This window comes from Clostridium fermenticellae, from assembly GCF_003600355.1.
In the GTDB taxonomy this organism is placed as follows: domain Bacteria; phylum Bacillota; class Clostridia; order Clostridiales; family Clostridiaceae; genus Clostridium_AV; species Clostridium_AV fermenticellae.
The window spans coordinates 1,965,050-1,990,461 of record NZ_CP032416.1 but is presented as its reverse complement, the minus strand read 5'-3'; the positions used below and the strand labels follow the sequence as shown (position 1 = coordinate 1,990,461).

Annotated in this window: 31 protein-coding genes and 1 pseudogene; all 32 read left to right on the top strand. The window is 31.1% G+C overall.

The annotated features are described in order from the left end of the window. The first annotated feature begins 8 nt into the window (after positions 1-8). The 32 genes and pseudogenes from D4Z93_RS09350 to D4Z93_RS09195 all read left to right on the top strand — a co-directional run bounded on the left by D4Z93_RS09350 (position 9) and on the right by D4Z93_RS09195 (position 25,376). On the top strand, positions 9-608 hold the full coding sequence (locus D4Z93_RS09350; RefSeq protein WP_119972937.1) for a chemotaxis protein CheC: 600 nt from the start codon (positions 9-11) through the stop codon (positions 606-608). Positions 609-642: 34 nt separating this feature from the next. Then, positions 643-1,002 carry a response regulator gene (locus D4Z93_RS09345; RefSeq protein WP_119972934.1) on the top strand — a complete coding sequence of 120 codons (360 nt, stop codon included), beginning with the start codon at positions 643-645 and terminating at the stop codon, positions 1,000-1,002. 94 nt (positions 1,003-1,096) lie between these two features. Then, a complete protein-coding gene (locus D4Z93_RS09340; RefSeq protein ID WP_119972932.1) occupies positions 1,097-1,495 on the top strand; it encodes a chemotaxis protein CheW in 399 nt (132 codons plus the stop codon). A 29-nt stretch (positions 1,496-1,524) separates the two neighbouring features. After that, positions 1,525-2,520, top strand: coding sequence for a flagellar motor switch protein FliM (gene fliM / locus D4Z93_RS09335; RefSeq protein WP_119972929.1), 996 nt, complete (start codon positions 1,525-1,527; stop codon positions 2,518-2,520). Next, positions 2,513-3,814: a flagellar motor switch phosphatase FliY gene (gene fliY, locus D4Z93_RS09330; RefSeq protein WP_119972926.1), complete on the top strand. Its 1,302-nt coding sequence runs from the start codon at positions 2,513-2,515 to the stop codon at positions 3,812-3,814. Before fliM ends, fliY begins: the two co-directional genes overlap by 8 nt. A 203-nt stretch (positions 3,815-4,017) precedes the next feature. Next, positions 4,018-4,302 carry a flagellar biosynthesis anti-sigma factor FlgM gene (flgM, locus tag D4Z93_RS09325; protein WP_119972923.1) on the top strand — a complete coding sequence of 95 codons (285 nt, stop codon included), beginning with the start codon at positions 4,018-4,020 and terminating at the stop codon, positions 4,300-4,302. Positions 4,303-4,317: 15 nt separating this feature from the next. Next, complete coding sequence (locus D4Z93_RS09320; RefSeq protein WP_119972921.1) at positions 4,318-4,728, top strand: flagellar protein FlgN; 411 nt, start codon at positions 4,318-4,320, stop codon at positions 4,726-4,728. 3 nt (positions 4,729-4,731) lie between these two features. Then, positions 4,732-6,648, top strand: coding sequence for a flagellar hook-associated protein FlgK (gene flgK / locus D4Z93_RS09315; RefSeq protein ID WP_119972918.1), 1,917 nt, complete (start codon positions 4,732-4,734; stop codon positions 6,646-6,648). Positions 6,649-6,660: 12 nt separating this feature from the next. After that, the gene (locus D4Z93_RS09310; RefSeq protein WP_119972915.1) at positions 6,661-8,241 is read left to right on the top strand and encodes a flagellin N-terminal helical domain-containing protein; all 1,581 of its coding nucleotides are present in this window, start codon (positions 6,661-6,663) and stop codon (positions 8,239-8,241) included. Between the two features lie 19 nt (positions 8,242-8,260). Next, positions 8,261-8,683 carry a flagellar assembly protein FliW gene (gene fliW / locus D4Z93_RS09305; RefSeq protein ID WP_119972912.1) on the top strand — a complete coding sequence of 141 codons (423 nt, stop codon included), beginning with the start codon at positions 8,261-8,263 and terminating at the stop codon, positions 8,681-8,683. A 58-nt stretch (positions 8,684-8,741) separates the two neighbouring features. Continuing rightward, positions 8,742-8,966 (top strand): carbon storage regulator CsrA, encoded by a 225-nt coding sequence (gene csrA, locus D4Z93_RS09300; RefSeq protein WP_119972909.1) that lies wholly within the window; start codon positions 8,742-8,744, stop codon positions 8,964-8,966. 19 nt (positions 8,967-8,985) lie between these two features. Then, positions 8,986-9,339 (top strand): flagellar protein FlaG, encoded by a 354-nt coding sequence (locus D4Z93_RS09295; RefSeq protein WP_119972905.1) that lies wholly within the window; start codon positions 8,986-8,988, stop codon positions 9,337-9,339. A gap of 46 nt (positions 9,340-9,385) precedes the next feature. After that, positions 9,386-9,697 (top strand): hypothetical protein, encoded by a 312-nt coding sequence (locus D4Z93_RS09290; protein WP_119972903.1) that lies wholly within the window; start codon positions 9,386-9,388, stop codon positions 9,695-9,697. Between the two features lie 22 nt (positions 9,698-9,719). After that, positions 9,720-10,106, top strand: coding sequence for a flagellar export chaperone FliS (gene fliS, locus D4Z93_RS09285; RefSeq protein WP_119972900.1), 387 nt, complete (start codon positions 9,720-9,722; stop codon positions 10,104-10,106). Positions 10,107-10,123: 17 nt separating this feature from the next. Further along, positions 10,124-11,893, top strand: a complete 1,770-nt coding sequence (fliD, locus tag D4Z93_RS09280) for a flagellar filament capping protein FliD (RefSeq protein ID WP_119972897.1) — start codon at positions 10,124-10,126, stop codon at positions 11,891-11,893. Positions 11,894-11,920: 27 nt separating this feature from the next. Then, positions 11,921-12,262 (top strand): hypothetical protein, encoded by a 342-nt coding sequence (locus D4Z93_RS09275; RefSeq protein WP_119972895.1) that lies wholly within the window; start codon positions 11,921-11,923, stop codon positions 12,260-12,262. 111 nt (positions 12,263-12,373) lie between these two features. Then, complete coding sequence (locus D4Z93_RS09270) at positions 12,374-13,198, top strand: flagellin N-terminal helical domain-containing protein (protein WP_119972892.1); 825 nt, start codon at positions 12,374-12,376, stop codon at positions 13,196-13,198. 65 nt (positions 13,199-13,263) lie between these two features. Then, positions 13,264-15,060, top strand: a complete 1,797-nt coding sequence (locus D4Z93_RS09265; protein WP_119972889.1) for a motility associated factor glycosyltransferase family protein — start codon at positions 13,264-13,266, stop codon at positions 15,058-15,060. A 13-nt stretch (positions 15,061-15,073) separates the two neighbouring features. Further along, positions 15,074-15,418 carry a DUF8042 domain-containing protein gene (locus tag D4Z93_RS09260; RefSeq protein ID WP_243105919.1) on the top strand — a complete coding sequence of 115 codons (345 nt, stop codon included), beginning with the start codon at positions 15,074-15,076 and terminating at the stop codon, positions 15,416-15,418. A gap of 4 nt (positions 15,419-15,422) precedes the next feature. Next, a complete protein-coding gene (locus tag D4Z93_RS09255) occupies positions 15,423-16,664 on the top strand; it encodes a motility associated factor glycosyltransferase family protein (protein ID WP_119974289.1) in 1,242 nt (413 codons plus the stop codon). Continuing rightward, the gene (locus D4Z93_RS09250; protein ID WP_119972886.1) at positions 16,664-17,413 is read left to right on the top strand and encodes a cytidylyltransferase domain-containing protein; all 750 of its coding nucleotides are present in this window, start codon (positions 16,664-16,666) and stop codon (positions 17,411-17,413) included. The genes D4Z93_RS09255 and D4Z93_RS09250 overlap by 1 nt, the downstream gene beginning before the upstream one ends. A gap of 16 nt (positions 17,414-17,429) precedes the next feature. Then, positions 17,430-17,879, top strand: a complete 450-nt coding sequence (locus D4Z93_RS09245; RefSeq protein ID WP_162920289.1) for a GNAT family N-acetyltransferase — start codon at positions 17,430-17,432, stop codon at positions 17,877-17,879. Positions 17,880-17,896: 17 nt separating this feature from the next. Continuing rightward, positions 17,897-18,949 carry a pseudaminic acid synthase gene (pseI, locus tag D4Z93_RS09240; RefSeq protein ID WP_119972881.1) on the top strand — a complete coding sequence of 351 codons (1,053 nt, stop codon included), beginning with the start codon at positions 17,897-17,899 and terminating at the stop codon, positions 18,947-18,949. Between the two features lie 145 nt (positions 18,950-19,094). After that, positions 19,095-20,111 (top strand): SDR family NAD(P)-dependent oxidoreductase, encoded by a 1,017-nt coding sequence (locus D4Z93_RS09235; RefSeq protein ID WP_119972878.1) that lies wholly within the window; start codon positions 19,095-19,097, stop codon positions 20,109-20,111. Between the two features lie 39 nt (positions 20,112-20,150). Further along, positions 20,151-21,125 (top strand): UDP-2,4-diacetamido-2,4,6-trideoxy-beta-L-altropyranose hydrolase, encoded by a 975-nt coding sequence (pseG, locus tag D4Z93_RS09230; protein ID WP_119972874.1) that lies wholly within the window; start codon positions 20,151-20,153, stop codon positions 21,123-21,125. Between the two features lie 40 nt (positions 21,126-21,165). Next, on the top strand, positions 21,166-22,173 hold the full coding sequence (locus D4Z93_RS09225) for a dTDP-glucose 4,6-dehydratase (RefSeq protein WP_119972870.1): 1,008 nt from the start codon (positions 21,166-21,168) through the stop codon (positions 22,171-22,173). A gap of 151 nt (positions 22,174-22,324) precedes the next feature. Then, on the top strand, positions 22,325-22,984 hold the full coding sequence (locus tag D4Z93_RS09220) for a FlxA-like family protein (RefSeq protein WP_162920288.1): 660 nt from the start codon (positions 22,325-22,327) through the stop codon (positions 22,982-22,984). A gap of 18 nt (positions 22,985-23,002) precedes the next feature. Further along, entirely contained in the window at positions 23,003-23,851 is an 849-nt protein-coding gene (locus D4Z93_RS09215; protein WP_119972865.1) for a hypothetical protein, read from the top strand. A 24-nt stretch (positions 23,852-23,875) separates the two neighbouring features. Next, positions 23,876-24,052 (top strand): YjfB family protein, encoded by a 177-nt coding sequence (locus tag D4Z93_RS09210; RefSeq protein ID WP_119972862.1) that lies wholly within the window; start codon positions 23,876-23,878, stop codon positions 24,050-24,052. 139 nt (positions 24,053-24,191) lie between these two features. Then, positions 24,192-24,644: a hypothetical protein gene (locus tag D4Z93_RS09205; protein WP_119972860.1), complete on the top strand. Its 453-nt coding sequence runs from the start codon at positions 24,192-24,194 to the stop codon at positions 24,642-24,644. Between the two features lie 107 nt (positions 24,645-24,751). Beyond that, positions 24,752-25,159: pseudogene (gene mntA / locus D4Z93_RS09200) on the top strand (type VII toxin-antitoxin system MntA family adenylyltransferase antitoxin). Then, the gene (locus tag D4Z93_RS09195) at positions 25,152-25,376 is read left to right on the top strand and encodes a HepT-like ribonuclease domain-containing protein (protein WP_119972858.1); all 225 of its coding nucleotides are present in this window, start codon (positions 25,152-25,154) and stop codon (positions 25,374-25,376) included. The pseudogene mntA and the gene D4Z93_RS09195 overlap by 8 nt, the downstream one beginning before the upstream one ends. Positions 25,377-25,412 lie beyond the last annotated feature (36 nt).

Below are 25,412 nucleotides of genomic sequence, written 5' to 3'. Positions count from 1 at the left end.
TAAATAAAATGACCTATCAGGATCTTACCCCAATGCAATTGGATGCATTAAGAGAAATAGGGAATATAGGCACAGGTAATGCTGCAACTGCATTATCACAGCTTATAAATAAAAAGGTGGATATGACAGTTCCTTCTGTAAATGTCGTACCTTTTGATGATATTTTTTCAAGCATAGGAGGAGACGAAATAGCTGTAGGTGTAATAGTTAGAGTTTTAGGAGATACTCCAGGAAATATACTTTTCATATTTGAGAAAGATATTGCTTTAAATTTAGTAGAACTTCTTATAGGTAAGAGGGAAGATTACTTAAGTGAAATGGGAAATTCCGTTATATGCGAAATAGGAAATATAATATCAAGTTCTTATATGAATGCTATAGCTAAATTTACAGGTTTAAGTATAACACCTTCGGTTCCTGCTGTAACTTATGATATGTTAGGCGCAATATTGTCTACGACCTTTATAGAATCAGGTCAGTTTGATGACTATGTACTTGATATAGAAACGATATTCGAACAAGATAATGCTGCGATAAATGGACATTTCTATTATATACCAATGCCTGGATCACTTGAAAAAATGTTGAACGCATTGGGCTTACAATAAAACACTATGAGTAAATAATTTTGGAGGGAAAAAAATGGCAAAGATATTAATTGTTGATGATGCTGCTTTTATGAGAATGATGATAAAGGATATATTAGAAAAGAATGGATTTGAAGTTATAGGTGAGGCAAATAATGGAGCCAAGGCTGTAGAATTATACAAAAAGGAAAAACCGGATATAGTTACTATGGATATAACTATGCCGGATATGGATGGTATAGAAGCAGTTAAAGCTATAAAAGCTTTTGATCCAGAGGCTAAGATAGTAATGTGTTCTGCTATGGGGCAGCAGACTATGGTTATGGATGCCATAAAAGCAGGAGCAAGAGATTTTATTGTTAAACCATTCCAACCTGATAGAGTTTTAGAAGCTATAAAAAAAGTTTTAGGATAAATTTATTTTGAAGGAATTGTAAAACTATCATATGCTCAGCATTTAGTTTCAATTCCTGCTTATTTGGAAATTTATTATGATGGAGGTATTTTAAGTGCAAGTAGTTATATTTAAATTAAATAATGAACAATTTGCAGTAAAAACGTCGAAGGTCCATGCTATAAATGATGTTATGGAAATAACTAAGGTACCAAAGGCACCGGATTATATAAAAGGGCTTATAAATCTTAGAGGAAGTATAATATCTCTTCTGGATGTAAATCTCCTTTTAGATATTCCAAAAAGCGAACAAAAGCAGAACAGTATAATAATATTAGATATAGATGATGAATCTGTAGGAATAATAGTTGACCAAGTTGATGAAGTTTTAGATATAGATGAAAATGTATTAGAAAATATAACTGATACAACCAAAGCATATATTGAAGGGGTTATAAATTTTAAGGATAGAATAATTACTCTAATAGATATAGACAAGCTTCTTCCAAATTAGAAAGCTGTTCAAGAAATGAGGGGAAAAAAATGCCAGATGTATTATCACAGAGTGAGATAGATACCCTTTTAGCTGCTTTGTCTGCTGGAGAGCTTACACCAGATGAGATTCCTAAAGAAGAAGAAAAGCAAAAAGTTAAACCATATGATTTTAGAAGTCCTCAAAAGTTCTCGAAGGATCACATAAGAACTTTGGAACTCATTCATGATAACTATGCCAGGATAATTTCAAATTATTTAACTGCCCAGGTTAGGAGTAATGTTAAGGTTAAGATAGAATCTGTACAGCAGATAACTTATGAAGAATTCATCCATTCTGTGCCCAATCCTACTATCCTTACAGTATTTAAAATGCCGCCATTAAGTGGTTCTGTATTATTTGAGACGAATCCAGAGTTTGTTTTTGAAATGATAGATGTATTGCTTGGCGGAAGAGGAAATGGAAAGTATAAGATGAGAGAGTTTACTGATATAGATAAAAACATAGTAAAAGTCATAAACTCAGGTCTTATAGAAAATTTAAAGTTGGCATGGGAAGATGTGCTTGAAGTTGAACCAGAAATAGAAGGATTAGAAACAAATCCAGCACTTAATCAGACATTGGCACCAACTGAGCCGGTTGCACTTATTACATTCTCAGTTGAAATGGGGAAAAGCAGTACTTTTATAAATATCTGCATACCTTATTTAAGTATTGAGAAAGTACTTGATAAGTTGGTTGTACAATATTGGTTTCAGGATAGCAATGAATCATTGCTTCAGGAATCAAGAAGTAAATTGAGAGAAAGGCTTAATATAGTAAATATGAACGTGACGGCCGATCTCGGCAGAACGGCTATTACTGTTGACCAGTTTTTGAAACTCAGAATTGGCGATGTATTAAAGCTGGATGAAAAGATTAATAGCCCTATAAAATTAAAAGTTGAGAATGAGGCATATTGTTATGGAAAACCAGGAACATTAGGAAAAAATATGGGAGTTCAAATACTAGATATTATAGATAAGGATGTGGAAAATTATGAGTAATGGGTTTCTTTCACAGGAAGAAATAGATGCACTTTTGAATGGAGGAGGAGACACACAGCCTGTATCAAAAGAAAAGGATAATAATTCAGAAGAAGCGAAAACAACTAAGGATGAAAAAAATATATCAGAAGATAATAGTAGTGAAAAACAGTCTAAAGATACTCAAAGTGGAAGTACAGAGGAAATAACTGATATGGAAAGGGATCTTTTGGGAGAAATTGGAAATATATCCATGGGATCTGCATCGACTGCACTTTCTACAATAATAAATCAGCAGGTAAATATAACAACTCCTGTAGTAAGTGCTACTACGTTAAATGAATTGAAAGGAGGATTTCATACTCCAAATGTTGCACTTGAAGTCAAATATACAAGTGGAATAGTAGGTGAGAATCTGCTTGTAATGGATGTTAGAGATGCAGCAGTAATTTCTAACCTTATGATGGGTGGAGATGGAAAAGTAGCTGACGATATTGATGAATTATCAGAAATAGAACTTAGCGCTGTATCTGAAGCTATGAATCAAATGATAGGTTCAGCGGCAACTTCGATGGCTACGATGTTTATGAGAGAAGTAAATATATCCCCTCCTTCCTCTAAAATATGGAACAATTTAACGGAACCATTAGCAGAGGGAATATCTGATGATGAGCAAATTGTAAAAGTTTCGTTTTCACTTAATATAGGTGACTTAGTTGATAGTCACATAATGCAGTTACTGCCAATGGGTACTGCAAAGAAAATAATATCTATAATGATGGGTGAAGAGGGACCTGTTGAAGCTGGCAGCATTGATAAAAGTGCTCAAGCTAAGGCTGAAGTAAAGCAAGAGCAGCAGCCAAAGGCAGAAAATAAAGATTCGATACCTCAAGATATTAATTTAAGTCCAAAATCAATTGAGACTCCTGTAATGCCGGCGTCAAGCGGAGTACAATCTCAAACTCAAAGTAGTGAGAAGATGCAGCCAAAAGTTGAAGTACGTGAGGCAGCATTTCAACCTTTAGATAATACTTCGCATAGGGAAACAGTTCCTCAAAATATAGATCTTATACTAGATGTGCCACTTGAAATTTCTGTAGTACTTGGAAGAGCCAAAAAGAGTATTAAGGATATTTTAAACTTTGGAACAGGGTCATTGATAGAACTTGATAAGCTGGCAGAGGAACCTGTTGAAATTTTAGTTAATGGCAAAAAGGTAGCCTACGGCGAAGTTGTAGTTGTTGATGAAAATTTTGGAGTTAGAATTTCAGGTATTGTTACAGGAGAAGAGAGAATTAAATCTCTTGGTAAATAAACGGCCGAAAATTACAATTTCGGTTGTTTTTTATTATAAAATTAAAACAGATTTATACATATATTAAAGTAGTAAAAATCGGGTACATTGAGGTAAAAATAGCAATTTTAGGGGTATAAATATTGCTAATGTATAATCGATAATATTAATAGTAACAGCTTAATATAAAGTTTTCAAAGTATAGGTTAGGAGTGTATATATGTATGAAAGTAAATGGAATTAGTTCAAGTAATATTGTAAATTTGTATAATGTAAATAAAAGAAATGTTGACAAAAAACAGGATGCTAAACAAAATGACAGTATACAAATATCACGTTTGGGAAAAAACTTGAGCACCTATTCACTTGATGATAAGTATGTTGATAATACAGATAAGATAAAAGAACTTAAGGATAAGATAGAAAATGGAACATATAGACCAGATTCACGTAAAATTGCACAGAAGATGATGCAGGGCATAAAGGAAGCAAAATCACGTAAACTTTAAATGTGGAGGTAGAATATGTATTTGGAACAATTGAACTCTATAATGCTTGAAGAATACAGTGCATTAGATGAACTTTTTAAATCACTCTGTGAGCAGTTTAATTATATAACAAAAAAGAATGTTTTTGCACTAGATGCGGTTAGGGAGAAGATAGAGAATTGTGCGAGAAGTGTTGCAAAGTGCGAAGTTGAGAGAAGAAAGCTTGTAAATGGAAAGTCAATGACTGCTTTGATTTTAGAATCTGATAATGAAGTTTTAAAAGAAAACTTTGAAAACATACAAAATTTAATTCATAAGTTAAATTTGCAGAAAGATACAAATGAAGTACTAATAAGACAGGGACTCAATTATACTACACAAATGTTAAATGTACTGAATCCTAATAGGAAGCCAAGAACTTACAATTCATATGGGAGGCGTAAATAGAGTATGGCAGGGTTATTTGGAATTTTAGATGTAGGAAAAAGCGGGTTATTTGCCCAGCAGGATGCAATAAATGTAACTTCACATAATATAGCTAATGCAAATACTTCCGGATATACAAGGCAGAGGGCCGAATTTCAAGCATCAAGGCCTGCTACAGCGTATCCAGGACAAATGGGAACGGGTGTTGATGTAGTTGACATAAATAGAATAAGGGATTCTTTTAATGATTATTCTGTAAGATCTAGCAACAGTACAGTTGAAAAATATAGTGCAGCCAGTACGTTTTTAAGTCAGGTTGAGGATATAATAAATGAACCAACTGATGATAAGTCTGGATTTTCGTATTTACTTGGCCAGTTTTTTGATGCATGGAATACCCTAGGTACGCATGGAGGAGAATATGATTCTAAGTCCGGGGTTGCAAAAGCAGCACGTGCCCTTACTGATAATTTAAATGAGATGTCTAATAAACTTGCCCAATTGAAGGAAGATGCACAAGATAAGATACAGGAAACTTTGATTACAAATGTTAATAGTGTACTTGATAAAATAAATTCGTTAAACCAACAAATAGAGAAACTTGAATCATCAGGACAGACGCCTAATGATTTAATGGATCAAAGGGACAATTTGATAGATAATTTAAGTTCTCAATTTGGAATAAATATAGTAAGCAGAAAAAATGAAGGTATAGATTTAACTACATCAAATGAAAGCGATAGCAGTGAAGTAACTAATAATAATGGTATTCCCCCGCTATCGGCTGATGGAACAAGTATAAATCTTGTTGATTCAAGTGATCCGGATGGTGGGTATAGATTTTCTTATATAAATGATATTAAGCCTGCTGATGGGCAGCAGGCAGGAGAAGCTGGAAAATATACTGTCACTTATTATAAAAATGGAGATAAGTCTTCTGAAAGCAATAAGGTAACAATAACTGTAGACATTGAGGATACAGGTAAACCCGGTGATGATGATTATGTTAGCACAGAAGACAAATATAAACAATTAAATACAGCAAGAGTAATATGGGCCGATTCGTCTGGTACTGCTTTAAAGGTTGATAAATCGGTTAAATCGCAGGGTATTGTTCAAGGAACCATAGCATCAGATGGAAGTGCATCGGTTAAATTTGAGGATCTGGCTATTTTTCAGCCGCCGTCTGGGGATATGAATGGATATGTACAGGCACAGCAGTATATAGATAAATACCAGAGTCAATTGGATCAGGAAGCAAAAGCTCTTGCATTTGCTGTGAATGCCATAATAAGTCAGAGCCCGGATGCTTTAGCTGACACAAGTACAAACATTAATAATTTTTTTGTAAATTCACTAATGGAGTCAAATTACACAGATGCATCGAGTGTCAGTGATGCTGAAAAGGGAATAACTGCTGCCAATATAACGATAAATGAAGCAATATTAGATAACCCTAATTTGATAAAGTCGGCAGCACAATATGATTCTGACGGAAATAGAATTAGTGCAGAAAATGATGGAACGAGGGCTGTAGCAATCGAAATGCTCCGGGATCAAAGAATAGGTATAACTTCTATAGAAAATACAACAGATAAAGCTGCATTTTTAAGTAATAATATATTTGAAGAAGATTCGACAATAGGATCAGCACCTATTTATACGATAAAAGGAAATACAACAGATATGACATTTGATACTAATTTCAGGAAAATTGTTTCAACGATAGGCTCGGATGAGTTAGGCATAAAAGACAATATAACAAGCAACACAAATATACTGAATAGTGCCTTAGAAGTCAGAAATTCTATATCAGGAGTTTCATTAGATGAAGAAATGGCAAATTTGGTGCAATTTCAACATTGTTATCAGGCAAATGGAAAGATCATAGCAACAGTTGATGAACTTCTTAATGTTGTTATAAATGGACTTAAGAAATAGGGAGGAATTTAAATGAGAATCACAAATAAGATGATTTCTGACAATTATTTAAATGATATGCAGGCCAATTTGAATAATCTTAAGAATATTCAGCAGCAGATAACAACGCAGAATAATTTTTCAAGACCATCAGATGCACCTTTTGATGTATCTATAACTATGCAGATGCAGTCATCTATAAATGCAAATACACAGTATGGCAAAAATATAACTAATACTAGTAATTGGATGCAGTCTACAGATACCGCGCTTAGTCAAATAGGAGATATATATTCTAAAATAAGAGATGACTTAGTTAAAGCTGGCAACGGAGTGCTAAAATCTGATGATCTTTCAAAAATTAAGGACGAGATAAATCAGTATATAAGCAGTTTATCTGGAATACTTAATTCAAATTCACAGGGGGAGTTTATTTTTGGAGGTACTAAAGGGTCTTCAAAACCTACAGGAGCCCAAAGTGAGTATATTACGACTAAATCTAATCCAGACGGAAGTGATGTAACTATCTCGGGGGATTCTACGGAAGCTTCAGATACTATGTATGAAATAGGAGTGTCATCTATTGATGCAAAGGGAAATGGCAATATAGAAGGTGTAAATTGCGTCAAATCTACTGATGGAGGGAAAACATGGACAAGTATTACTCCAACATTTGTTTCAACAAACTATGTTAAGATAGATGGATTGGATTTAAAGTTTAGTCCGAATTTGAATACCAAGGTAAATGACACTTATACCTTTTCACTTGTAAAGAATACTGTCCTTTCTTATAATTCAAGTGACAACCAAACGATTAAGGATTTGCCACCGGTTGTGTCAGATGGATTTACTGCATCCAACTGGTCAGGCAAGGGCATTGTATTTAATGTAAATGGTGCAACTGAAGATTCAAAGATAACATTGTCTTCATTTGCTAGTGGTGCAGATGTAGATGATGTTGTAAAAGATATAAATAATAAAATTTCAGCTAATTCTGATTTGAAAGGGAAAGTACTGGCACAGAAGACTTCAGATGGTAAGATAAGATTCGACACATTAACTAATGATACAGTTTTCTTAAAGAATTCCACGGTTACGAGCGATCTTACATCTGCAGCTTCAAAAGAGATTCCGAATATAGAGTTAAGTCAGATAGATTCTAAAAGGCAAACGGAAATATCACAAGGAGTTTTAGTACAGTACAATGTTTCAGCATCTGATGTCATAAATTATGGAAGTGGATCTACAGATAATATAATAGATTTGTTTAAAAGGATAGTGAATAATCTTGATGGAAAGGATGACACAGGTGCATTAAATTCTGATGCTGCACAAAAGGCAATTTCAGGAGATGATTTAAATGATCTTGATAAAGCTATAACACAAATTCTGAAGGTACGTTCAAATGTTGGTTCTACAGAAAATAGAATGACTGCTGCACAAACACAAAATTCAGATTTTAGTACAGATATGACTGATATACTTTCAAAAACCCAAAAAGTAGACATGACTAAGGTAATTATGCAGTATGCTACTGCTCAGACAGTATACCTTGCATCTCTCCAGACAAGTGCTAAGATAATTCAACCAACACTTATGGATTATTTATCATAGTTAAAGGAATGGTAAAATTATGAAATTAAGAACAAAATATCATGGAGTAGTGGATTATAAAGAAGATGAAATTATTTATTTTAAAAAAGGTATTCCAGGGTTTGAAAAATTAAAGAAATTTATACTTTTTAAAGTGGAGGGAAATGAAGATTTTAGTGTACTCCATTCTGTAGAAGACAAAAGTATAGGATTAATTGTTATATCCCCTTTTTATATCGTGAAGGATTATGAATTTGAACTTGATGACAAAAAGATGAAAGAATTAAAAATTGAGAATAAAAATGAAGTTGTAGTACTGACAACAGTTACATTAAATTCAAAAGTAGAAGGTATTACAATAAATCTAAAAGCTCCTATAATCATAAATATAAAAAAGTGTTTGGGGGAACAAATAATATTGGATAATCCAGATTATTTAATAAAATATCCTATTGTCAGGTAGTAGAGAATTTTTAAATTCTAGCCTAAACCTTTAATACACTGAAGGGAGCTGAAGTATTGTGTTAGTTATAAGCAGAAAAAAGGGACAATCGATTTTGATAGGTGAAGATGTGGAAATTACAGTCACGAAAATAGACGATGGATCGGTAAAACTTTCCATATCTGCACCAAAGGATATAACGATCTTGAGAAAGGAACTTTATAAGGAAATTGAATCTGAAAATAAGAGTGCAGTTTCATCGGATATTTCTTTATTAAAGAAGATAGATAAAAGAGATATATAATTAAAAATGAGGTGTTAGCATGGAAGTTAATGTTGTAAGTCAGGGAAGACAGAAGGCAGAGATTTTTAATAGTGATAAAACTACAGCTAAGGTTATTGCTTCTTGTGAAAAGGCGGAGAATAATGTCAAGTCAAGTAATAAAAGAGTTTCAGAAACGGATATAAAAAGGGCGTTGGACAAGTTTAACAAATTGCTTGAGGATAAATCAACTCATTTAAAATACGAAGTCTACGGAAAATTTAAAGATATAGTGGTTAAAGTAATTGATGACAATACTGAGGACGTTATTAAAGAACTTCCGCCAAAGAGCATAATAGATATGGTTGATAAGTTTTGTGAGATGGCAGGCATGTTTGTAGATAAAAAGGTGTGAAAGGCTATATAAAAACAAAATTTATTAGTATCCCGGAGGTGTTTTTATGGATTTTAGACTTGACAAGGTTGATCGCGAACTGCGTGAAAGAATACAAAAGACTACGAGTACTGGAAAAGTTCATATTAAATCTGGAGTTGTAATAAATAAGGATGCTAAAAACAAAAAAGAAAGTAATCCACAGGATTTTTACGGAGAACTGAAAAAATATCAAAATAAAGATGACACAAAAAAGAAAAAAATTATTTTAGTTTCAGCTGTTAAGACAGATGATTTAAATGTGCCAGCTTATAAAGAAGATAAGGATACTGAACTCAAGACCGATTTTAGAGGAAATATCTTGGATGTAAAAAAATAAATGATATACAGGAGTTGATTTTATGTATTCTCAAAATGCATATAATGTTTATAAATCTAACAGTGTAAATTATGCTTCAAAAGAACAGCTTTTACTTATGCTTGTGGATGGTGCAGTTAAATTTTCTAAAATAGGGAGACAGGCCATAATCGATAATGATATAAAAAGGGCCCATGAAAATATAATTAAGACCGAAAATATATTTTATGAGCTTATGGCTTCCTTAGATATTTCTAAGGCATCCAATTGGGGAAAGCAGCTTATGAGTCTATATGACTTTATAGTGAGAAGGCTCATGGATGCTAATATGAAAAAGGATGAAAAAATAATGGATGAAGTCATACCTTTTATAGAAAATGTAAGAGATATGTGGAGTGAGGCATATAAAATTTCTAAAAAAAATAAATAGGTTAGGAGGAGATAACTATGTCAAGTAGTACAAGCAGTACTAGTAGTACAATTGGAACTGGATCTGGTGGAGGAAATATGCTCAGAATAACGGGACTCAATACAGGACTGGATATAGATGCAATGGTTAAAAAGATGCTTACATCAGATCAGACTAAAGTTGATTCGGCAAAGCAGCAGCAGCAGCTGATACAATGGAAACAAGAAGCTTATCAAAGTATTATAAGTGATATAAAGGATTTACAGAATTCATATTTTGATATAACTAATTCAGCCAATTGTTTGTTGTCCTCAAATAATTATGATAATATGGCAGCAGTTAGTACCGATACTATGGTTGTAGATGCCAAAGCTAATTCTACGGCAGCAGCAGGAAATTACAAGATCCTAGTAAAGCAGCTTGCTGCGGCATCTTCAATAGAAGGAACATCAAAGGTTAAAACATCAGATAATAAAGATGCATCTAACTCAACAAAGTTAACTGATCTAGGGTTAAGCACTGGAAAGTATTCATTAAAATTATCATATGACGGAAAAGATCCCGTTCAGATTGATCTTAATATAACAGATTCATCTACTATTAATGATCTGGCATCTGCAATAAAAACTCAGACTAACGGGGCGGTAACGGCTAAATTAAATGACCTCACAGGAACATTTTCAATTCAGACGGCGGACACAGGAGCATCGTCGAGTTTGAAAATTGGAAATGTGTCAGATACAGATACAACAGCAAAAGATCTTCTTTCCAAATTTAATATAAATGTAGATTCTGCAAGCGGAGTATCTGGAATAGGTGAGCAGGATGCGCTGTTTGCTATAAAAGAACCAGATTCAAGCAGTTATATAGTCGGAGAAAACAGTTCAAACAATTTTGTTGCTAATGGAGTTCAATATACATTGTCTGATGTAAATTCTACAATGGACTACATATCCTCTGATAATGTTGGAAAATCTGTTCCGGATGATAGCTTTACAACAAGTGACATTCCTGTAAGTGTATCAATTAGTCAGGATACTTCTAAAATAAAAGATATTATTACAAGTTTTATAGATAAATATAACAATGTAATAGGTGAAATACAAGATAAGTTGAATGAAAAAAAGGATTATGATTACAAACCACTTACGGATACCCAAAAAAGCACTATGAGTGATACGGATATAACCAATTGGGAAACTAAAGCCAAACAAGGTATTTTAAGAAATGATGATAACCTACAAAATCTTCTAAACGATTTGACTAATGCATTTTATACTCCGGTTGAAGATGCCGATGGAAATAAAGCATCAACCCTCTACTTTGGAGATATTGGATCAAATGCCATAGGAATTAGTACGTCTTCAGATTATACTCAAGGTGGTAAAATCAGTATAACGGATGAAACAAAGTTTACAGATGCTATTACCAATCATTTAGATGAAGTCATGAAACTTTTTACAACTACATCTGACAGTACAGATGCAACGGATAAATTTAAACAATCGGGTATATTTGAAAGAATAAGTGACACTTTTAATAATAATGTTGGAATAGTTGGAAGCAGTTACAATAATTCTATACTTACAAAGTATGCCAATGTGCAGGAGGATTATAGTATATATGGTGGAGGTGGTTCTGGAACACTTCCAGATCAAATATATCAGCAGCAGATAATTATAAATGATCTAACGACAAGGATGAATGATGATCAAACTAAGTATTACAATCAGTTTACACAACTGGAGACAGCTATGGAGCAGTTGAATGCACAGCAGTCTGCTTTATCTTCTTTTTTCAGTAGTTAGACAGGTATTTTATTGGGGGAATTAAATATGGACAAAGAGCTTGAGGATATTTTAATCCAATATAAAATTTGTACAGGTGATATTATAGAATTAATAGAAAATAAAAAAATTGATTCTGTAGAAGATAAGATAAAATGCAGGCAGGTTTTAGTTAATAAAATTATATCAATGACAGATAAAAAAGAAGAAGTCAGGAATATATATAACAGATTAAATATAGAAAAGATTGAATATAAGGCAGATAAACTCATAAAAGATGAGCTTCATATGATAAGAACAAAACTTAACGATGTATCAAGGAATAAAACAGCTGCCAATGCCTATTCACGCTTAGGAAACTCACCAAAAATTTTTAGTAAAAAAATATAAAAGAGTATAAAGATTTGAAATAATGTTACGATAAAATATATGTAAAGTTAATAAATATACATCAAAATTTGGACAAGGATGTCCAGTTTTAAAATCAAGGAGGAAAATATTATGATAATTAACCACAATTTAATGGCAAACAATGCTTTAAGAAACATGAATATCAATTCAAATAATGCATCGAAGGCAATGCAGAAATTGTCTTCTGGTCTTAGGATTAATAGTGCATCAGATGATGCAGCAGGACTAGCAATATCCGAAAAAATGAGAGGTCAGATAAATGGTCTTAATCAGGCATCTACTAATTCACAAGATGGAATATCACTTATTCAAACAGCTGAAGGTGCTTTAAATGAAACGAGTGCAATCCTTCAAAGAATGAGACAACTTACTGTACAGGCGGCAAATGATACTAATGTAACAGTTGATAGGGGTCAAATTCAAAAGGAAGTTACACAGCTTCAAAACGAAATAAACAGAATAGCAAGTACTACCCAGTTTAATACTAAAAATCTTTTAACTGGTTCTGCAAAGGGTATGGTATTCCAGATTGGAGCTAACTCAAACCAGGTTATTACACTTACAGTAGCAACTATGAATGCTAAAGCTTTGAGTGTAGATTCAAGCAAGGTTGTAATAAGTGGAAAGAAAGCATCAGAAATAAGTGCTATGATTACTACTATAGATAATGCTATAAATTCAGTATCAGGAGAAAGAGCTCATCTTGGTGCTTATCAAAACAGGCTTGAACATACAATAAACAATTTAGGAGTTGCATCAGAAAACTTGACTACAGCAGAGTCAAGAATTAGAGATGTTGATATGGCATCAGAAATGTCAGATTATTCAAAGGAAAATATTTTATCCCAGGCAGCTCAGGCTATGCTTGCTCAGGCAAATCAGCAGCCACAGCAGGTACTTCAGTTGTTAAGATAATCATATTCATAAAAATAAAGAGCAGCTTGTCTGCTCTTTATTTTATAGTATTTAGGAGAAAATATATGAACTATATAACTAGCAGAACATTAAATTTTGCAAAAGAATACAATCCAGATTGTAATAATAGTGAGAAGTTTTTACTTGAGACGAGTAAAGATAATAAAATCATTATAAAAATGATTAAAGATGGAAAGCCAATTTATTTAGGAAGTAAATATAATGTTGGCAGAGATATAGATAATATTGTGTCTCAAATAAAATCTATGGATGATAAAAGTTTTATAATTATTTTTGGACTGGGTTCAGGAGAATATCTGGAAAAGTTATCTGAAATGCTCAGAGGTGAAAATATGCTTTTAATTATAGAACCCAGATTAGAGATAATAAAACTATTTTTAGAAAATAAAAATAAAAATTTTATTGATAATGAAAGGATTTATTTAATTAATGTTGACAGTGACATAAAAGATATTCTAAATGGGTTTATTGATTTCGAAAAATTATATAATATTGTAATGGCTGTATATCCATCTTATGACAGGTGCTTTTTTGAAGAATACTCTAATATATTTGGTTGTGTTAAGACTATAAAAAATAATTTGATTATAGAATTTAATACTACTAAGGCGATTTCAAATGCCCTTTTTTATTCACAGGTTAAAAATATTCCACGCATTGCAGAATCACTTCCTGTAAATAATTTCAAAAATAAATTTAATGGAAAATCGGCTATAATTGTGTCGGCTGGTCCTTCTCTTGAAAAAAATATAGATTATCTATATAAAATTCAAAAGAATTTTATAATAATATGTGGATTGAGAAATTTAGAGGGACTATTAAAGAAGAATATAATACCTGATTTTATCTGTCTTTTGGATGCTCTTGATATTAACTATGAATTTATAAAAAATTGTAGTGATATAAATATACCAATTGTATTTCATGAATCCTCCAGTTACAAAGTAATAGAAAGTTATAAAGGACCTAAAATACTATTTTTACATGAAGCTAGTTTTTCTAAAGCTATTTGTAAAAAAGTAGACTCATTGTATCAGGGAGGATCGGTAGCACATGTATGTACTTCTTTTGCAGCTTATTTAGGATGTAAAAATATTATATTCATCGGTCAGGATTTAGCATATACAGATGATAAATTTCATGCTAGTTCTGCAAGTTTTGGAGATGAAGAAAAAAAATTGGATGGAAGGGATTATTTTTTTGTTGATGATGTTTTTGGAGGAAAAGTTAAGACAGATAGTGTGTTTGATCTTTTTAAACAGAATCTTGAACAGTTTATAAAGATGAATTCAGACATTAATTTTATAAACAGTACTGAAGGTGGTGCAAATATAATTGGTACAAAAGTAATGTTATTAAAAGATTCTAGCTCACTTTATAGAAATAAAAATTTTGATAAGTCAAATAAAATAGGAAATATGTTTGCTTCAGTTAAAGATGTATTTAATGTTCGGGATATTAAAGAAAATATTCAAAAAAATAGGGATAGTCTTGGAGATATAAAGATATACATAGAAAAAAACAAAAAAGTTATTGAGGATTTTTCGCTTTATTATATAAAAAATAAAAAGGTTAAGATTACAAAAGTTATGAATAAGCTAGATAAACTAGATAAATTTATTCATAAAAATGTTGATGAGTTTGTTCTAATAAATAATCTATTATCACCAATAGTATTGGATGTAATGTATAAGAAGGAATTTATTTTGAATTCTAATGATACTGATAATAAAAAGGGGATTAAGATATCTAATAAATACAAATTGCTTTATTCTAGTATGGTAAAGGCTATAGATGTTACTATTGTACTTCTGGATGAAGTGATTTTCGAATTGAACTAATGGGGTGAGTTGATTGAATAATGATAAAATAGAACTTTTAAATACTTTATGCAGTTATATGTATAATTTAAAAAGTGGTATAAATTCTGCCGTTGATAAATTCCAGGGAGGAAAGGAAAACGAAGCACTTAAATTGATGCCTCTTATAATTGATGGAATGCAGTGGACGGCACAGGCAGTTGTTCTTACTAAGGATCTTTACAAAAAAGAAATTGAACTAGATGAATTTAATCAGAAGCTTAAAGAAGTTGCGGAAGCCATAGAAAATGAGGATTATATATTAGTAGGGGATCTGTTTGAGTATGAAGTAATACCTATTCTTGATGATATACATGAAATTGTTAAGGAAAGTGTTTAATGCAATGAAAAATAGAAATATAAGAATTGAGTATAGCAAAGATAATAAACCAATTATTAAGGTGGCAAATTTATATCTTCATAGTAAATTTTACCCTGAGAGGGAAGCTAAAAAATTTGCGGATGAGAATATAGAAACTTTTAATAATAAAGATGAAGTTATAGTATATGGACTTGGACTAGGATATCATATAAAAGAAATATTATTAGATATGCCGATTGATTCAAAGTTATATGTATTTGATGTGGACACAGAAATATTTGATATAGGTAAAAAACTTGGATGCTATAAAGAAATAGTAAAAGACAGACGGTTAAAATTAAATGTAGGAATTGAAAATATAAAAAAGCTAGCAGAATTAAAAGATGTCAATGATATTTTAGTGTATTCACCGTGCTTGAAGGTATTACCAGATAAATACCAAAATATTAAGATCATATTTCAAAACTTTGTTGTTTCGAAAAATAAAATACATGAATTAAAAGATATAATGAAGTTAAATTATATCAATAATTTAAAGGAAGACTCATTTTCAATGAGAAAATTTTATAGTGATTATATTTTTAGAGGAGAGTCCATTATTATAGTTTTATCAGGTCCGTCGCTGGATTTGAATCTCAAAGAATTGCAGTCTTTAAATGGACATGTGAAAATATTTTGTGCCGGAAGTGCTTTAAAAACTCTTATTGAGAGTGGAATCACCCCGAATATGATATGTATAACTGACTGTGGTGAGATAGTAAAAAAACAGTTTGTGGGATATAATAATTTGAATGTGCCGCTTTGTTTTTTATGTACGGCTTCTAGGTGGGTGGTGGCAAACTATAATGGACCTAAATATATTTTTTTTAATGAAGAAAATAAATATAATGATATTATTATAAATACGGCTAAGACCGTTTCTGTGTCATTAATTGATATAGCTGTAAAAGGTGGTGCAAAAGAGATAGTTCTCGTAGGACAGGATCTTGCTTTTTTAGATAATAGAACACACACAAGCAGTTACAAAGAGATTTATAATGTGGAAGATGTAGTAGAAGATAATTCAAAATTATACAAAAAAGTCAAAGGTGTAGATGGGAAATTTTTAAATACGAGATGGGAATATATAAATTTTAAATATTCTATAGAAAGAAAGATAGAAGAAAATCCACAAGTTAGATTTATGAATTGCAGTAGTGGAGCAGAGATAAAGGGAACTACCTATATCAAATTATCTAACTGGAAGGGAAGTAAAAGATTTTGATGGCTATTGATAATTTTAATGTAGTGTGCATAATGCAGGCAAGAACAGGATCTACAAGATTACCGGAGAAAGTCCTTAAAAAAGTTTGTGGTAAGATAGTTTTAGAACATGATGTAGATAGATTGAAAAGGGTAGAAAATATAGATAAAATAGTGATTGCAACTACAAAACTTGAAAAAGATAATGCTATAGTTGAAGAAGCAAAAAAATTGAATATTACTTATTTTAGGGGATCGGAAGAGAATGTACTATCCAGATATTATTATGCCGCTAAAGAAAATAATGCAGATGTTGTTGTAAGAGTTACCAGTGACTGTCCGCTTATCGACAGTGAAATTACTGAAAAAATCATACAATATTATTTAGATAATAATGCTAAATATGACTATGTAAGTAATACCATAGATAGGACATATCCTAGAGGATTGGATACAGAGGTATTTAGTTTTAAAGCATTAGAAAAAGCTTTTAATGAAGCGGAAAATTTAAGGGATAAAGAGCATGTTACGCCTTATATATGGGGTAATTCTAGAATTTTCAGGTTAGCACAATATAAAAATGATATAGATTATTCTAGTTTTAGATGGACATTGGATACAATAGAAGATTTTCAATTAATTAGTAGTATTTATGATAAGTTATATTTTAAAAAAGGAAATCAATTTGATATGAATGACATATTAAATTTATATAAAAAATATCCGAAACTTTTAAAAATAAACGAAGATATATCACAAAAAGAAGTATAGATAAATGGTGATAAAAATGAATTTGTATTTAAGAAAAGCAGTTTTAGAGGACTGTGATTTATTATTTAATTGGGCAAATGATAAGATAGTAAGGCAAAATTCTTTTAATCAAAAAGGAATATTATATGAGAATCATGTAAAATGGTTTAATAAAATGATGAATTTTGATAGGTGTTCTATCTTTATATTATGTTCTAAAAATGTTTCATTAGGTCAAGTAAGAATTGAAATAGAAAATAAAACTGCTGTTATTAGTTACAGCATTGATAAAAAGTATAGAGGAAAACATCTAGCAATTGAAATGCTTAATTTATTGGAAAAAAATGTAGGTAATAGTAAAGTTGATGTTAATAAATTAGTTGGTTACGTAAAATTGGATAATTATATATCTCAAAGGGTTTTTGAAAAGTTAAAATATAATGCAAAAATTCATGATAACTTTTATGAGTATTATAAATTACTTTAAAATAAGGTTGTGATATAGTGTTAGTAAAGCTAAAAATCGATAAAAAAATAGTTAGTAAAAATAATCCTGCATTCATTGTTGCAGAAATTTCAGGAAATCATAATGGAAATTTCGATAATGCAGTAAAACTTATAAAAGAAGCAAAAAAAGCTGGTGCAGATGCAGTTAAACTGCAGACTTATACAGCAGATACAATTACTATAGATTGTAATAATGAGTATTTTCAGATAAAGCAGGGAACTTTGTGGGATGGTAGAACACTCCACGATCTTTATAAAGAAGCATATACACCATGGGAGTGGCAGCCTAAACTAAAAAAAATAGCGGAGGAAGAAGGACTTGTTTGTTTTTCATCTCCATTTGATAAAACAGCAGTAGATTTTCTTGAAAATATGAATGTACCTGCATACAAAGTTGCTTCTTTTGAGATAACAGATATTCCATTAATTGAGTACATAGCATCTAAAGGAAAACCTGTAATTTTGGCTACAGGAATAGCTACTTTAAGTGATATAGAAGAAGCAGTAAATGCTTGTAAAGGAATGGGGAACAGTGAAATAGCAATTTTAAAATGTACAAGTGCCTATCCTTCACCACTTGAAGATGTAAATCTAAGAACAATACCTAATTTGTCAGAAAATTTTGATGCAATAACTGGTTTGTCAGATCATACTTTAGGTATTTCAGTTCCTATAGCAGCAGTAGCACTCGGGGCAAAAATAGTTGAGAAGCATTTTACACTATGCAGGGCAGACGGAGGACCTGATGCAGCTTTTTCACTGGAACCTGATGAATTTAAAGCTATGGTTAAATCTATAAGGGAAACAGAAAAGGCTTTAGGACAGGTCTCCTATGAATTAACAGAAAAAATGAAAAAGAGCAGGGAGTTTTCACGTTCACTATTTATAGTTAAAGATGTCAAAGAGGGAGAAATGTTTACTGAAGACAATATACGTTCTATAAGACCAGGTTTTGGTATGCATACTAGATACTATAATGATGTTATTGGTAAAAAGGCTAATAGAGATATATTAAAAGGAACTCCTTTAAATTGGGATTTAATAAGGTAACTGTGACTTGAAAAGATGAAGTTAATGTTGATATATGTAATAGGGAAAAGAACATAGTAGAGGTTTATTGTTAAACTATTAAGTATAATACACGAATATTGTATTATACTTAATTTAGTTTTGAAACAAAGGAAGGGTACATAATATGGGATACTATACAGATAAAAATATTCTTATAATAGGTGGAACGGGAACTATAGGAAGAGGTCTTGTAAAAAAGTTAATTGATGAAAAACCTAATGTTATAAGGATTTTTAGCAGAGATGAATATAAACAGTTCATTATGGATAAAGAAATTAATGATAATAAAACTTTTAGATATCTAATAGGAGATGTAAGGGATTACGATAGAGTGGAAAGGGCTATGAATGATGTTGATGTAGTATTTAATCTGGCTGCTATGAAACATGTACCTTCCTGTGAATATAATCCGGAAGAAGCTATTAAAACAAATATACAGGGTATGGAAAATGTCATAAAGGCAGCTGTATATAATAATGTAGATAGTGTCCTTTTTACCAGTTCTGATAAAGCTATAAATCCTACTAATACCTATGGGGCTACAAAACTTTTAGCTGAAAAATTAGTACAGGCAGCTAATTTTAGCAAAGGAAATGCCAGAACAAGATTTGTTGCTGTCAGGTTTGGAAATGTGATGGGTTCTCGTGGATCGGTTATTCCATTATTCAAGAAACAAATACTTGAAAAAAGATGTGTAACTGTTACAGATAAAGATATGACAAGATTTATGATGACACTTTTCCAGTCTGTTTCTCTTATAATGGGTGCAGCTGAAAAATCTCATGGTGGAGAGGCTTTTGTATTAAAAATGCCTGTTATAAGATTAATTGATTTAACTGAGGTCATTATAGAAGAAACCTGCAGAAAATTTGACATTGATATAAATAGTGTAAAAATAAAAAATATAGGATTAAGGGCAGGGGAGAGAAAGTTTGAAGAACTTATGACTTATGAAGAATCAGAAATTGCCTATGATCTTGGAAATATGTATGCAGTTATACCTAACACTTATGTTGGTGAACTAAATAAATATTATCAGGTAAAAAATAGGGCTGAAGTAGGAAGTTATAATTCGTCTGATATTATGCCTATAACGAAGAAGAAAATAAGGAATTTATTATTAAATGAAGGACTTGTGTAAAATTATTGTTGTGCAGGATGTAAGGAGAAGGTGTTCATTTTGAATATAGCTATTAGGGCGGAAGGTGGAAGTAAAGTAGGAATGGGTCATATTATGAGAACCCTTGTACTGGCAAAAGAATTATCTTTAAAGAATAAGGTTTATTATTTATGTAAGGATACTATAGATAATAAAGGTGGAATAATTAAAATACAGGAGAATAAATTCAAGGTATTTACATTTAAAGAAAGTATTTTAGAGGTATTGTCTAATGTAAATACAGAATTGCTTATAACAGACAGTTATGATGTGAATGAAAGATATTTTATACAAACTAAGAATATAGTAAAACATACAGTTTATATAGACGATATAAATTCTTTTGATTATCCTGTAGATCTGCTTATAAATCAGAATATAAATGCAAGAGGATTTAATTACCGTCAAAAGTATAAATTACTTGGATTAAAATATCTTATGATAAGAGAAGAGTTTAGAAATTTACCAGAAAAGCGTATAAATGAGCAGGCTAAAGATATAATGATAACAATGGGTGGCTCAGATATCGTTAATTTTACTAAAATACTATTGAAATGGATAAAAAATTTGAATTTTAGCTTTCACGTAGTTATAGGACCTTCTTTTCAAAATATCAACTATTTTGAAAGCATCCACGAGTCTAATATAGAATTCTATTTTAATGCCAATATGGCAGAAATAATGAAAAAATGTGATATAGCTGTATCTGCGGCAGGAAGCAGCATGTATGAACTTTTGGCCAGTGGAGTACCATCACTTAGTGTAATAACAGCGGATAATCAAGTTGATGTAGCTAGGAAACTTGGCAATATGAATATATCGGAAAGTTTGTTATGGTATAATAAATTGAGTAAAAATGTGTTTATTGATAAATTAAATTGTCTTTGTAACAATTATACATTGAGAAAAGAGGAATCTGCTGTGGGCCAAAAACTTATAGACGGATTTGGTACTAAGAGGATAGCGGATTTTATAAATAGTAATTTTAAAAATTAAATATTTATTTACACGATATTAGTTAAGGAGCTGATTGCTTATGAATATGCTCGTAACAGGAGGAGCAGGCTTTATAGGAAGATGGACCGTAAAAAGATTATTAGATGATGGGCATAAGGTTACTGTGTTTGATAATTTGTCTAATGGCAGAATGGAAAATATAGAGGAGTTTAAAAATAGTCCTGGCTTTAAATTTATAGGTGGAGACATACGGGATGAAAGTAAATTAGATGAGATATTTAAAGATAAATTTGATATAATATATCATTTAGCTGCATCAATAAATGTTCAGGACAGTATAGATGATCCCAAAACTACTTTTTTTAATGATACAGTAGGTACTTTTAATGTACTTGAAAGAGCCAAGTTACAGATGTTTGGTAAAAATGGAAGAATGGATGGAAACAGCTGGGTTCTAGATCCTAAAGAAGACACGTATCCTTGTAAAGTTGTATTTATGAGTACTTGTATGGTTTATGATATATCAGGAGATAAGGGAATTTCAGAATCTCATCCTACAAAACCAGTGTCACCCTATGGCGGAAGTAAAATTGCTGCCGAGAATATGGTTCTTTCATATTACAACGCATATAAACTTCCAACTGTTGTAATAAGGCCGTTTAATACCTATGGGCCTTTTCAGAAAACTGGAGGGGAAGGTGGAGTTGTTGCCATATTTATAAATAATTCATTGTATGGCAGAGATATTAATATATATGGATCTGGTGAGCAAACAAGAGATCTTCTTTATGTCAAAGATTGTGCAAGATTTGTTGTAATGTCTGGGTATTCTGATAAGGTTAATGGACAGGTAGTTAATGCGGGAACGGGAAGGGACGTTACAATAAATGAATTAGCAAAAATTATTACTAGAGAAAGAATTAAAATAAATCATGTAAAGCATATTCATCCACAAAGTGAAATAATGAAGCTTAAATGTGATTATTCTAAAGCTGAGAGTTTAATTGATTGGAAACCACAATATACTCTAGAGCAGGGAATTGAGGAAACTGAAAAGTGGATAAAAGGGACTAAATTACTAAGGTAATTATAATAGAGTTTGCTTGAAGAATCATTTTAATCTTTATAGGATAAATGATTTCTTTCAACTTTATAAGTAATAAACTTAGCTAAATATTTCTCCAATATTTACGATAACATGAATAGATTATGTAAATAGTTATTTGGAGGGAAATACTGTGATAAATTCGATTTCATCTAATTCTGTAAATAGAATTGAATATCTTAAAAGAGACGAATCCAGTGAGCAGCAGATAAAATTTTTAAGACAACAGGAGTCTCAGGTTCAGAAACAAATAGAAAGCATAAAGAATAGTAAACAGGATGCTAAAACTAAACAGGAACTTATAAAACCTCTTCAGGAACAAATCCAAAATATAGAGAGTCAAATAGAACAAATTCAAATTAGTGATGCAAGTGATAAAAATAGTGAAGCTAATACGTCAAAAGTAAGTAGTAATGCGGGCAAGAATAGCGAAATTTCAAAAGACAGTCTATTTTTGAGTATGTCTTCTGTATATAAACAGGTCGGGGAAGTTAATTCTATAAAAAAAGGGTTAACTGGAAGAGCAAGAGAATTAAATTCATATGCTGAGATTGATGATGGCATAAGAAATTACAGGATGGCTGATATTGAAAGAAAGCAAGCTTCTGAATATAAAGGGAGAGCTTTAGGGCTCGAGGCTAAAGTCGGAAAACTTATTCATAGTGTCAATGATACATTAAGTGGCAGTCAAGATAAAAATGAACTTAAAGATGCTTCAAAAAATGATAATATCGCCAATGAAGATGCCGAATCTAATGAAGTTAAAAATAAATCTATTAATAAATTGGCATAAGTTAGAGGAGGATTGTGTATGAACATTTCCAGATTGAATTTTAAGAGCAGTTTTTTATCAGGGTATAAAATTACTAAAAAGAATACATCAGATATAGCTAAAGTGGGGAAAAGTCTTTTAAATAAAGATAATTCTATGTCTGATAGACTTATGATAGATAAGATGAGGGCACAGTTAAGTAGTGCAAGGAAGTCTGAGAGTGAAACTCAAGCGGGTATGTCTTTTCTTACAGAAGAAAAAAAGGCTGTTGACTCCTTAAAAACTTTATCAAATAAACTTAAAGATTTATCTTCTAAATATAATGATAAAACTACTGAACTTGACGAAAAACAAGACATAAAAAAACAGGCTGATGAAATAATAAAAAATATGAATAGCGTAATTAATGATATTTTTGGAGATAAGAGTATTTTTAAGGGAAAGACAATAAATGTTGAAACTGGATATAAAACGGGTATTACAATTAGTCTTAAGAATTTTAATATAAGTCTTGATCCTAATAAGAAAAATATAAAGGATGATGTTTTCGGTTTTCATATTGAGGGAAAACTTGATATAGATGACATACTTAAAAGTACTTATAAAATAGAAAATGATCTTATAAAGCCATTAGACAAACTTGGAGATGATATAAAAGGTCAGATGGTTGGTCTTGTGAATAATGCTATATATCAGGATATGCTAGTAAAGTCATCAGTGAAAAAATTGCTTGAACTTAAGGAATTGGATAAATATCAGGCAGAAAAGATTATTAGTGCCTCACATGATATAGTGGACAGTGTATATTATAGTTTGTATGGGGATCATTATGATGATTCGGGCAATGAATATAAATATAGTGGTAAAATTATATCTATTTCAGTTTAATTTACGTTGAAAGGAGTGATATTTATGGATATACCAGCTTTATCCGTTGCAATGAGTCAGAGTTCACTTATGAACAGTGTTGGAATCTCAGTTGCAAAAATGGCTATAAATGCTCAGGAGCAGGTCGGTCAGGAAATGACTCAGATGATGAGTCAATCTGTAGATTATAATATTGGTCAGAATTTTGATTCAATGGCATAAGTTTGTAAAATTTATGTATTAAAACTTAAATGATTCTAAATAAGCATTTTACGGATCGAAATGTAATAATTTACATATTGAATTTTTACTGGTTGGATGATAGAATTTTAATAAATAGTAAATACATAGGCGGTGTAAAATGGATAGAGAATTATTGAAGGCATTAGGTGAACTGCTTGATGAAAAATTAGGCGACATAAAAAGCGATGTTAGTAGTTTAAAAAGCGATGTTAGTAGTTTAAAAAGCAATGTTAGTAGTTTAAAAAGCAATGTTAGTAGTTTAAAAAGCGATGTTAGTAGTTTAAAAAGCGATGTTAGTGGTTTAAAAAGCGATGTTAGTGGTTTAAAAAGCGATATTGAAACTTTAAAGGTAGATGTTGGACTTATTAAGACACAGCAAAAAGAGCATGGTGTTATACTGAGAATACTTGAAGATAAAGCTAATACCAATAAAGCTGAACATGATAAACTAAGTAATGATATTAATCACTTATCAGGGAAAGTTGAAGATATGAAGAAGGATTTAGCTACAGTTCAGGTGGTTACAGCCAGAAATATGGAAAATATAGCTAATTTTAAAATTGCAAAATAAAATATTTTTAAATGTTTATAAAAACATGCAGTTATGGCTGCATGTTTTATTTTCATGTTTAAATATGAAAGAGTTATGGTAAAATAATATATGTGAGGGGGTATTTTATGAATATAGATGAAAATAAAGTGAATAAAATAACTGAATTTCTCCTTGAAAATGTAAAACCAATTATAATATACTTATTTGGTTCAGGTGTAAATGGAATTTTTAGAGAAGATAGTGATATAGATATTGCATTTGTTAGTGATATTAAACATACAGAATATGATGTATTTATGCTTGCTTAGAGACTTGCGGATATATTAAAAAGAGATGTTGATTTAATTGACTTAAAGAGTTCCTCTACTGTATTCAAAGTTCAGGTAATAGCTAAAGGTGAATGTATATATTGTAGTGATGATAAAAGGAGAGCTTACTTTGAAATGTACTCTTTTAAGGAGTATGCAGTTCTTAATGAGGAGAGAGAAGTAATACTTAAGAGTATAAAGAAAAGAGGTCACATATATGAATGATGTAATACTAAACAAAATATCTGTGATAGAAAGATGTATAAAGAGAATAAATGAAGAATGTAAAAATGATCCTGAAAATTTAAAATCTATGGTTGGATTTAGAAATATAGCTGTTCATGATTATCAGACTGTAAACTTGAGTATAGTTGAAGAAATAATTGAAAAACACTTATGCGATTTGAAGGAATTTTCAGAGTATATGCTTGATATCTTATAATTGAAATTTGTGATTTTAATATACTAATTTAATGAG

Bases quoted from the DNA above. Each gene is read 5' to 3' on its own strand.
- D4Z93_RS09255 (WP_119974289.1), top strand. From the start codon at position 15,423: ATGAAAAATAGAAATATAAGAATTGAGTATAGCAAAGATAATAAACCA.
- flgM (WP_119972923.1), top strand. From the start codon at position 4,018: ATGAAAGTAAATGGAATTAGTTCAAGTAATATTGTAAATTTGTATAAT.
- D4Z93_RS09310 (WP_119972915.1), top strand. From the start codon at position 6,661: ATGAGAATCACAAATAAGATGATTTCTGACAATTATTTAAATGATATG.
- flgK (WP_119972918.1), top strand. From the start codon at position 4,732: ATGGCAGGGTTATTTGGAATTTTAGATGTAGGAAAAAGCGGGTTATTT.
- D4Z93_RS09290 (WP_119972903.1), top strand. From the start codon at position 9,386: ATGGATTTTAGACTTGACAAGGTTGATCGCGAACTGCGTGAAAGAATA.
- D4Z93_RS09295 (WP_119972905.1), top strand. From the start codon at position 8,986: ATGGAAGTTAATGTTGTAAGTCAGGGAAGACAGAAGGCAGAGATTTTT.
- D4Z93_RS09250 (WP_119972886.1), top strand. From the start codon at position 16,664: ATGGCTATTGATAATTTTAATGTAGTGTGCATAATGCAGGCAAGAACA.
- D4Z93_RS09345 (WP_119972934.1), top strand. From the start codon at position 643: ATGGCAAAGATATTAATTGTTGATGATGCTGCTTTTATGAGAATGATG.
- D4Z93_RS09320 (WP_119972921.1), top strand. From the start codon at position 4,318: ATGTATTTGGAACAATTGAACTCTATAATGCTTGAAGAATACAGTGCA.
- fliM (WP_119972929.1), top strand. From the start codon at position 1,525: ATGCCAGATGTATTATCACAGAGTGAGATAGATACCCTTTTAGCTGCT.
- D4Z93_RS09195 (WP_119972858.1), top strand. From the start codon at position 25,152: ATGAATGATGTAATACTAAACAAAATATCTGTGATAGAAAGATGTATA.
- D4Z93_RS09350 (WP_119972937.1), top strand. From the start codon at position 9: ATGACCTATCAGGATCTTACCCCAATGCAATTGGATGCATTAAGAGAA.
- D4Z93_RS09225 (WP_119972870.1), top strand. From the start codon at position 21,166: ATGAATATGCTCGTAACAGGAGGAGCAGGCTTTATAGGAAGATGGACC.
- fliY (WP_119972926.1), top strand. From the start codon at position 2,513: ATGAGTAATGGGTTTCTTTCACAGGAAGAAATAGATGCACTTTTGAAT.
- fliD (WP_119972897.1), top strand. From the start codon at position 10,124: ATGTCAAGTAGTACAAGCAGTACTAGTAGTACAATTGGAACTGGATCT.
- fliS (WP_119972900.1), top strand. From the start codon at position 9,720: ATGTATTCTCAAAATGCATATAATGTTTATAAATCTAACAGTGTAAAT.
- D4Z93_RS09275 (WP_119972895.1), top strand. From the start codon at position 11,921: ATGGACAAAGAGCTTGAGGATATTTTAATCCAATATAAAATTTGTACA.
- D4Z93_RS09215 (WP_119972865.1), top strand. From the start codon at position 23,003: ATGAACATTTCCAGATTGAATTTTAAGAGCAGTTTTTTATCAGGGTAT.
- D4Z93_RS09265 (WP_119972889.1), top strand. From the start codon at position 13,264: ATGAACTATATAACTAGCAGAACATTAAATTTTGCAAAAGAATACAAT.
- D4Z93_RS09210 (WP_119972862.1), top strand. From the start codon at position 23,876: ATGGATATACCAGCTTTATCCGTTGCAATGAGTCAGAGTTCACTTATG.
- D4Z93_RS09235 (WP_119972878.1), top strand. From the start codon at position 19,095: ATGGGATACTATACAGATAAAAATATTCTTATAATAGGTGGAACGGGA.
- fliW (WP_119972912.1), top strand. From the start codon at position 8,261: ATGAAATTAAGAACAAAATATCATGGAGTAGTGGATTATAAAGAAGAT.
- D4Z93_RS09245 (WP_162920289.1), top strand. From the start codon at position 17,430: ATGAATTTGTATTTAAGAAAAGCAGTTTTAGAGGACTGTGATTTATTA.
- D4Z93_RS09270 (WP_119972892.1), top strand. From the start codon at position 12,374: ATGATAATTAACCACAATTTAATGGCAAACAATGCTTTAAGAAACATG.
- D4Z93_RS09205 (WP_119972860.1), top strand. From the start codon at position 24,192: ATGGATAGAGAATTATTGAAGGCATTAGGTGAACTGCTTGATGAAAAA.